We start from the raw sequence: 8,027 nt of genomic DNA, 5'->3' as shown, positions 1-8,027 counted from the left end.
CTGACGGCATGGATGCTGACGGCATGGACGCTGACGGCGTGGATGCTGACGCGGATGCTGACGCGGATGCTGACGCGGATGCTGACGGCATGGACGCTGACGGCGTGGATGCTGATGCGGATGCCGATGGCATGGATGCCGACGGTGTGGACGCTGACGGCATGGATGCTGACGGCATGGACGCTGACGGCGTGGATGCTGACGCGGACGCTGACGCGGATGCGGATGCTGACGGCATGGATGCAGATGCGGATGCGGACGCGGATGCTGATGGCGTGGACGCGGACGCGGACGCCGACGCGGATGCGGATGCTGATGGCGTGGACGCAGATGCAGATGCAGATGCGGATGCGGATGGCGTCGACGCAGATGCGGACGCGGATGCGGATGCTGACGGCATGGACGCAGATGCGGACGCGGATGCGGATGCTGACGGCATGGACGCAGACGCAGACGCAGATGCGGATGGCGCTGACGCAGACGCGGATACCGATGCCGACGGTGCAGACCCCGACGCCGACGCCGACGCCGACGGTACCGACGCGGACGCGACGGACGGTGGCCAGACCACGGTTCCTGAAGCGGCCGTGACGCAGACGCGGATCGTGCGCGGTACCGGGGTCACTCAGGTGGTCATCGGAACCGGGTTCCAGCCCGGCGAGACCGTTTCGGCCACCGTCCTCTCGACACCGTTCGAGTTGACCCCCGTGGTCGCCGACGCCGCCGGCAACGTGCGGTTCACCTTCCCGGTCGGGTCCACCTTCGAACTCGGTGCACACCGCGTCGAGGTGCGGGGCTCGGTATCGGGAGAGCTGCCCACCGATCGTGAGCGCACCGCGTTCACGGTGGTGGCGGCCCCGGCCGTTCCCGGGTCGCTCCCGGCGACGGGTGGAGAGATGAACGGTCTCGCGCTGGGAGGTCTCGGAATGGCGATGCTGATCGCCGGTGCTGCGGCACTGACGCTCCGCCGACGGAACACCGCTGAAGAGAGGTAGGGGGGTGGGTAGGCCTCGGGCGGGCTTGCCCACCGTCGCAACCAACGCCGCCGGCGACGGAACCACTCCGTCGCCGGCGGCGGCCCCTCCCCGCGGAGGGCCGGTCGTGGCGGTCGCGACGGCACTGACGCTGGCGATCGTCGCCGGATACGTGTTCGTCAGCGCCTCGTTCACCCTGCCGCCGACAGCGGCCCAGGCTGCCGTGCGCCAGACCTTCGCGCCGTACTTCTCGCAGCAATGGAACGTGTTCGCCCCGAACATCATGCGGTCGAATCGCGAGCTCCAGGTGCAGGTGCAGTGGCGGGAGGATGGGGAGCTCGTTCACAGCGAGTGGATCGACGTGACCGAGACCGAATTCGCGGCGGCCCGCGGCATCCCTCTTCCTTCTCGTATCTCGAAGAGCTCGTTCAACGCGGCGCAGGCCTACATGTCGCGCTACAACGCACTGTCGAGCCCGCAGAAGACGAGGGTGCGCGATACCTTCATCGAAGCGGTCGGGGGCGGAGAGTTCGCACCGATCCAGGACTCCCGGCTGCTCGACGAGATCGACGCAGCCGGATCCGCCGGCGGCGACGAGGAGTTCGAGCCGGTCACCGATGCCGACGTCGTCGACGAGAGCGCCGCGGCCGAGGCGAGCGGAAACCGTTCGGCCGTGGTGCGGTTTCTCCGTTACGACTACATGCTGGTGCGCTTCGCGTCCGCGTTCGGCTCCGCGTACTTCGACCAGGACGTGGAACGCGTCCGTTGGAGGGTCGAGACACAGCGCACCAACGACTTCCTGCACCGGTTCGACGACGAACCGCAGTCGGAGGCCTCGGTCGTCACCTTCGGATGGCGTCAGCCCGGGCGTGACGTCGACCCCGAGGTTCTCGCCATCTTCGACGACGTCGTGGAGAGGTACACCGGACGATGACCGTCACACGCACGCCGCAACAGTCTCCTCCGACACGTCTGAGTCGCATCGCGAGTCCAGCGCGGCTGTGGACCGGTCTCTCGCGATGGCTCACCGAACGCAAGCACTCCACGATCAGCTTCTCGCTCATGCGGATTCTGCTCTCGGCGGCCATGCTGGCGGTGCTCGTGCCCAGCATCCCCGACCGACACTACCTGTGGGGCCCGGGGTCGTGGTGGGTCGAGCCCGAGGCGAGTCGCCGCGGGTGGTGGGAGCCGCTGCGTCTGCTCTTCTCCAAGGACAGCATCCTTCTGTTCGACATCGTCTACGGGGCGCTGCTGGTGCTGGTGCTGGTGTTCCTCGTCGGCTGGAAGACGCGCTGGGTCACCCCGGTGCTGCTCCTGCTCTGGGTCGGGTTGTCCACGAACAGCACGCTGCTCACGAACGGCGGCGACACGCTCATGCGGATCGTGCTGCTGTTCGCGGTCTTCGCCGACCTCAGCTCGCACTTCTCGGTGGACGCGTGGCTGCGGCGTCGTCGAGGAGGTGCGGCGGCGCCCCGCCCGCGGTGGCTCCGACCCGTGCCGGTGTGGGCGTCGAACTGGGCGCACAACACCGTGCTGATCCTCTGCGTTTACCAGATCCTTCTGGTGTATCTCGTCTCGTCCGTGCTGAAACTGGCCGGTGAGGAGTGGCTGCAGGGGACGGCGATCTACTACGCGCTCAGCATCGACCAGTTCCGTGTGCTGCCGGGGCTCAGCGACCTGGCGTGGCAGTTCACCCCCGGCGTGATGCTGGCCACCTGGACGGCGCTGTGGGTGCAGCTCCTCTTCCCCGTGTTGATTCTCTGGCGCCCGACGCGCTACGTCGCCCTCGTGCTCATCACCGGCATGCACCTCGGCATCGCCGTCCTCTTGGGCCTCTGGCCCTTCTCTCTGACGATGATCGCGCTGGATCTCCTGCTCGTGCGCGATCGTTCGTGGACGCGCGCGTGGGGTGGGGCGCGGCGAGTCGGTCGAGCCATGAGGCGCGTGGTCGACGACGCCCGGGCGGACGACGGGGGATCCGGGCGGGGGAGCGGGCGCTCCGCGCGGGGGCGCACCCGCGTGGCTCGAGGGCCACGGCGTCCCACGCACGAGCCCCAGCCGATACCCGACGGTCGCGCCCTCTGACCTGTCGCGGGCCGGTTCGGGGCGCATTCCTCGCCTCGGGGCGAGGAATTCCGCGCCCCAACCGGAAGAACGCGCCCCGATCCCGCACCGCGCTCGCCGCGCGGGCGCGCGTTCGAAGCCGACGGACAGGTCGCCGCGCCTAGGATGAATCCCTATGTGCGGAATCATCGGATACGTCGGCCCCCGGCAGAGTCAGAGCATCCTTCTCGCGGGCCTCGCCCGACTGGAATACCGCGGATACGACTCGGCGGGTGTCGCCGTGATCGACGCCGACGGCGGCCTCGGCATGCGCAAGCGCGCGGGCAAGCTCGCCGTGCTCCGCGACGATCTCGTCGAGCACCCCCTGAGCGACGGCACCACCGGTATCGGGCACACCCGATGGGCGACCCACGGTGGACCGACCGACTCCAACGCGCACCCGCACCTGGCCGACGACGACAAGCTCGCCGTCATCCACAACGGCATCATCGAGAACTTCTCCGAGCTGAAGGCCGAGCTGGTCAGCGACGGCTACACCTTCCTCAGCCAGACCGACACCGAGGTCGCAGCCGTGCTCATCGGTCGCGAGTACCGCAAGACGGGCGACCTCGTCGCCGCCTTCCGTGCCGTCGTCTCCCGACTGGAGGGCGCGTACACGCTCCTCGCGATGCACCAGGACCACCCGGGACTCGTCGTCGGCGCGCGCCGCAACTCGCCGCTGGTGATCGGTCTGGGCGACGGCGAGAACTTCCTCGGCTCCGACGTCGCCGCCTTCGTCGAGCACACCCGCCACGCCCTGGCCATCGGTCAGGACGAGATCGTCGCGATCACCCCGTCGGGCGTCGAGGTCACCGACTTCGACGGCGCCCCCGTCGAGGTCGAGCCGTTCGAGGTGACCTGGGACGCCTCGGCGGCCGAAAAGGGTGGATGGTCGTCGTTCATGGCCAAGGAGGTGTCGGAAGAGCCCGACGCCGTCTCCAACACGCTGCGCGGTCGCCTCCACGACGGTGCGGTGGTCATCCCCGAACTCGAGGGACTCGACGACCTGTTCCGCGACGTCTCCCGCGTCATCGTCATCGCCTGCGGCACGGCGGCGTATGCCGGCCAGGTCGGCAAGTACGCGCTCGAGCAGTGGACCCGCGTGCCGGTCGACGTCGAGCTCGCCCACGAGTTCCGCTACCGCGACCCGGTGCTCGGACCCGACACCCTCGTCGTCTCGATCAGCCAGTCGGGCGAGACCATGGACACCCTCATGGCGGTCAAGTACGCCCGCGAGCGCGGCGCGAAGACCCTGTCGATCTGCAACACGCAGGGCGCCACCATCCCGCGCGAGTCCGACGCGGTCGTCTACACCCACGCCGGTCCCGAGGTCGCCGTGGCCTCGACCAAGGCCTTCGTCGCGCAGATCACCGCGCTCTACCTCTTCGGCCTGCACGTCGCGCGACTGCGCGGGTCGCTCTCGGCCGCCGAGATCGCCGACCACGTGGTCGAGCTCGAGTCGGTGCCTGGCAAGATCGCGCAGATCCTCGAGCGCGAGCAGCCCCGCATCGAGCAGTTCGCGCACTGGATGGCCGACACGCGCTCGGTGCTCTTCCTCGGTCGTCACGTCGGGTTCCCCATCGCGATGGAGGGCGCGCTCAAGCTGAAGGAGCTCGCCTACATCCACGCGGAGGGGTTCGCTGCCGGTGAGCTGAAGCACGGCCCGATCGCGCTCATCGAAGCCGGGCAGCCCGTGTTCGTGATCGTCCCGTCGCCGCGCGGCTCGGGCGAGCTGCACCGCAAGGTGATCTCGAGCATCGAGGAGATCAGCGCCCGCGGCGCCCGGGTCATCGCGATCGCCGAGGAGGGCGACGCTGCGGTGCTCCCGCAGGCCGACGAGGTTCTGCGCATCCCGCTCGCAGGTCCCCTGTTCGAGCCGCTGCTCGCCGTCGTGCCGCTGCACATCTTCGCGATGGGTCTGGCGACGGCGAAGGGTCTCGACGTCGACCAGCCGCGCAACCTCGCGAAGTCCGTCACGGTCGAATAGGCACCGCCCGCGGGGCGCAGAAGGAGCACTCGGTGATCGTCGGCATCGGCGTCGACCTGGTCGACATCGCGCGGTTCGAGAGGTCGATCGCGCGCACCCCTCGGCTGCTCACGCGGTTGTTCTCTCCGGACGAGCGGATGCTGAAGCCCCGGTCGCTCGCCGCTCGCTATGCTGCGAAGGAGGCCCTGATCAAGGCTCTGGGCGGCTCCGACGGCGTGCACTGGAGTGAGATCGAGATCGCTTCCGAAGCATCCGGGAGGCCTCTCTTTCGTCTCTCAGGGTCGACGGCGGCCGTCCTCACGGAGCGCGGCATCACCGCCGTGCACCTGTCGATGAGCCACGACGCGGGAATCGCGACGGCCTACGTGGTGGCCGAAGCAGAGAAGGGTGCGGCATGAACCGACTCCCCACCGGGCGCCTGCACGAGGCGCGCATCGACGTCGAGGCGATCGCCGACAACGTGCGACACCTCCGTCGGCTGACCGATTCCGAGGTCATCGCCGTCGTCAAGGCCGACGGGTACGGGCACGGCGCGTTCCGCTCTGCGGTCGCCGCCCTCCAGGGCGGGGCCACCCGCATCGGTGTCGCCGATGTCACGGAGGCGCTGGCCCTGCGCCGCGCGGGGATCCGCGCACCCATCCTCGCCTGGCTGCACGCGCCCGGCGAGACCTTCGACGACGCGATCGCCGCCGACATCGAGCTCGGCATCTCCGGGCTCGATCAGCTGCTGCAGGTCGCGGCCGCCGCATCCACGTCGCGCCCCGTCTCGGTGCACCTCAAGATCGAGACCGGCCTGTCGCGCAACGGGATCGCCCCCGCCGACTACCGCGTCGTCTTCGCCGAGGCCGCGCGCCTCGAGCGCATCGGCAAGCTGACGGTCGTCGGCCTCTTCTCGCACCTGTCGAACACGTCTCCCGAAGACGATCGGGCCGCGCTCGCCGCGTTCCAGGAGGGCGTCGTGCTCGCGGCGGCGGCGGGACTGCACCCGCCGCTGCGCCACATCGCCGCGACCCACGCCGCCATCGCCCTCCCGGAGTCGCGGATGGGGTGCGTCCGCATCGGCATCGGCATCTACGGACTCTCGCCGTTCGACGACCGCTCGTCGGCCGATCTCGGTCTTCGTCCGGCGATGACGCTGCGATCGGTGGTCGCCGCGGTGCGCCGGGTGCCGGCGGGTACGGGCGTGTCGTACGGGTACGACTACCGCACGCAGACCGACACCACCCTGGCCCTCGTGCCGCTGGGGTACGCCGACGGTGTTCCGCGCCAGGCCTCCGGATCGGGGCCCGTCCGCATCGGCGGCAACGAGTACCGCGTCGCCGGCCGCATCGCGATGGACCAGTTCGTCGTCGACGTCGGCGACGCTCCGGTCGCGGTCGGCGACGAGGTCGTGCTGTTCGGCGACCCGACCCTCGGTCACCCCGCCGCCTCGGACTGGGCGGATGCTGCGGGGACGATCGACTACGAGATCGTGACCCGCATCGGACCGCGCGTGCCTCGCGTGCAGGTGTCGTCGTGACGGTTCCCGCCGAGTTGCTCGGCACGCGCGAGGTCACGACCGCGGCCGACATGGAGCTGCTCGGTCGCGCGATCGGTGCCGCCCTCGAGCCGGGCGACGTCGTCGTGCTGAACGGCCCGCTGGGGGCGGGCAAGACCACGCTGACCCGCGGGATCGGTGCCGGACTCGGGATCCGCGGTCCGGTGCAGAGCCCCACCTTCGTTCTCGCGCGGACGCACCCGTCGCTGGTCGACGGTCCGCCGCTCGTGCACGTCGACGCCTATCGGCTCGGGTCGGCGGTGGAACTCGACGACCTCGACATCGATGTCGACCGTTCCGTCGTCGTCGTCGAGTGGGGCGGCGGCATGGCCGAGCACCTCGCCGACGCGTGGTGGGAGATCGATCTGGTCCGGCAGACCGGCGGACGCGGCATCGATACGGCCTGTGGTGACCTCTCCCGCGCGAGCGCCGACCTCGACGCCGACGCCCCGCGTACGGTCACGATCTCACGGCGGCCCTGAGGGCGGGCGCCTCCACACCGGGCGCGAGCACCTCGGTGAGCGAGCGCAGCACCTCGTCGGGGCGTTCGACGGCCGCGTAGTGACCGGCGTCGCGCAGACGCTCCGCGGAGAAGTCTCGGATCCGCCGGGCGAACCACGCGTCGTCGGACGGAGCGGAGAACACATCGCGCTCGCCGGCGACGGCTCGCACGACGCACCGGATGCGTCGCCAGCGGCGGTCGTCGTAGGTGCGCGCCGCCCGGGCCGCGCGCAAGAACGCGACCGGCCGGATCTCTCCGGCGAGGGCATCGGACACGGAACGATCGACCTCGTTCGGGTGGCGGAACAGCGGGGCGGCGAAGGCGCGGAGAAGCCCGACGTTCCTCAGGAAGAGAAGCAGGGGAGCCGCGGCCCGGCCGAGCGAGTGCAGCACGTGCATGGCGAGCAGCATGCCCGCGAACCCGGGAAGCCGGAGCCCGCCGCGGAGGGGGCGGCGAAGCACGTCGAGCACCCCGCCGCCGGTCGCGGAGACGAGACCGACGGCGAGCGTCTCCTCCGGGTGCCTGGCCGCGATGTCGAGGGCGACGAAACCGCCGAGGGAATGCCCGACGATGCGCCACCGGTCGTATCCGCACGCCCGGATGACATCGACGACCGCGGCGGAGAGATGCTCGAGCGAGGGTGCGCGTACGCCGCTGTCGCCCCAGCCGGGGAGATCGATGAGCACCACGTCGGTCAGCGGGTGCGCGGAGCGGTCGGATGCCGCCAGCAGCGGCGTCCAGGTCGTCCACCGGGCTGCGGCACCGTGAAGCATCACCACGGCCGCACCGCCGGTGCGGCGTCCCGCGTAAGACGTGATCGCCCCGACGGCCGTCGGCACGACGACCCGGCTCAGCCCCAGAGGGGTCGCGTTCACTTCGAGGGCGGTCGGCGTGGTCACGTGGTGTATTCGTGGCGGCGGCTGC

8 protein-coding genes are annotated in these 8,027 nt (G+C 70.3%); 7 read left to right on the top strand and 1 reads right to left on the bottom strand.

Annotation, left to right across the window (positions count from 1 at the left end; all coding sequences use genetic code 11):
- The 7 genes from ABTU82_RS04525 to tsaE form a co-directional block, all read left to right on the top strand.
- A partial coding sequence (locus ABTU82_RS04525; protein ID WP_407171995.1) for an LPXTG cell wall anchor domain-containing protein occupies positions 1-995 on the top strand: 995 nt, incomplete at its 5' end.
- 25 nt (positions 996-1,020) lie between these two features.
- On the top strand, positions 1,021-1,908 hold the full coding sequence (locus ABTU82_RS04520) for a DUF5819 family protein (protein WP_407171994.1): 888 nt from the start codon (positions 1,021-1,023) through the stop codon (positions 1,906-1,908).
- Positions 1,905-3,059 (top strand): HTTM domain-containing protein, encoded by a 1,155-nt coding sequence (locus ABTU82_RS04515; protein WP_407171993.1) that lies wholly within the window; start codon positions 1,905-1,907, stop codon positions 3,057-3,059. Before ABTU82_RS04520 ends, ABTU82_RS04515 begins: the two co-directional genes overlap by 4 nt.
- Before the next feature lie 154 nt (positions 3,060-3,213).
- Positions 3,214-5,064 (top strand): glutamine--fructose-6-phosphate transaminase (isomerizing), encoded by a 1,851-nt coding sequence (gene glmS / locus ABTU82_RS04510; RefSeq protein WP_116648643.1) that lies wholly within the window; start codon positions 3,214-3,216, stop codon positions 5,062-5,064.
- Between the two features lie 32 nt (positions 5,065-5,096).
- On the top strand, positions 5,097-5,462 hold the full coding sequence (locus ABTU82_RS04505) for a holo-ACP synthase (protein ID WP_116648644.1): 366 nt from the start codon (positions 5,097-5,099) through the stop codon (positions 5,460-5,462).
- Entirely contained in the window at positions 5,459-6,583 is a 1,125-nt protein-coding gene (gene alr / locus ABTU82_RS04500) for an alanine racemase (protein ID WP_407171992.1), read from the top strand. The genes ABTU82_RS04505 and alr overlap by 4 nt, the downstream gene beginning before the upstream one ends.
- Positions 6,580-7,083: a tRNA (adenosine(37)-N6)-threonylcarbamoyltransferase complex ATPase subunit type 1 TsaE gene (gene tsaE / locus ABTU82_RS04495; protein WP_407171991.1), complete on the top strand. Its 504-nt coding sequence runs from the start codon at positions 6,580-6,582 to the stop codon at positions 7,081-7,083. Before alr ends, tsaE begins: the two co-directional genes overlap by 4 nt.
- Here the strand turns inward: tsaE and ABTU82_RS04490 are convergent.
- A complete protein-coding gene (locus ABTU82_RS04490) occupies positions 7,061-8,002 on the bottom strand; it encodes an alpha/beta fold hydrolase (RefSeq protein ID WP_407171989.1) in 942 nt (313 codons plus the stop codon). The two genes, tsaE and ABTU82_RS04490, sit on opposite strands and share 23 nt — an antisense overlap.
- Positions 8,003-8,027: the final 25 nt, after the last annotated feature.

The organism is Microbacterium deferens (genome assembly GCF_045517775.1).
Lineage (GTDB): Bacteria > Actinomycetota > Actinomycetes > Actinomycetales > Microbacteriaceae > Microbacterium.
This window is presented reverse-complemented; position numbering and strand designations above follow the sequence as displayed.